This window comes from Erwinia sp. MYb416, from assembly GCF_037479575.1.
GTDB classification, from domain to species: domain Bacteria; phylum Pseudomonadota; class Gammaproteobacteria; order Enterobacterales; family Enterobacteriaceae; genus Erwinia; species Erwinia rhapontici.
The window spans coordinates 1-697 of the sequence record NZ_JBBGYT010000052.1; the positions used below are offsets into that span (position 1 = coordinate 1).

The window sequence follows — 697 nt, forward strand, 5'->3', positions numbered from 1 at the left end:
AACCTGGTGGTCCTGGATACCTCGGGGCTACAGGACCTTGCCGGTAATACGGGCAGTGGGATAGCCATTTCCAACAACTACGCGGTTGATGCCACGCCGCCTGTTGGCACCATTACTCTGAGCGACAGCCAGCTGACGGCCGGGGAGACGGCCCAGGTAACAATTACCTTCAATGAAGCGGTCACGGGGTTCAGTAATAGCAGCCTGACGGTGACCAACGGCACGCTCAGTGCGGTCAGTTCTTCCGATGGTGGCAAGACCTGGACGGCGACCTTTACCCCTGCGGCAGGGATTGCCGTGTCAGGCAATCTGATCGTACTGGATAACAGTGGCGTGACCGATCTGGCGGGTAATACCGGTACTGGCAGCAGCCGTTCACTGGCGTTCAGCATCGACAGCCGTCCGGTGGAAACCAGTACTGTCACCATGGCGATGAACGCGCAGTTTATGTTAACCGACGGCAAACCTGGCGCGACCAGCCCCACCGGCGGTGAGGCTCCGCGCAGCCAGATTGAGTTGATTGCATTACCGGCGGCGTCCGGTGTGCCGTTAACCGGAGGCGCGTCGATCTTCGGTGCGGCCCCGGGGATCAGCACCACGCCATCGGCAGCCATTGTATTCAGTCAGGCCGGACAGGGCGGCGGAGCGGCTGCGCCCTCTGCGCTGGCGGCGGTCTTCAGTCAGAACGACGTTAACC

Annotated in this window: 1 protein-coding gene; it reads left to right on the forward strand. The window is 61.4% G+C overall.

What is annotated here, in order from left to right; all coding sequences use genetic code 11:
- Positions 1-697, forward strand: a 697-nt coding sequence (locus WH277_RS00475) for an Ig-like domain-containing protein (protein ID WP_339503731.1), incomplete at both ends; no start/stop codon positions are given.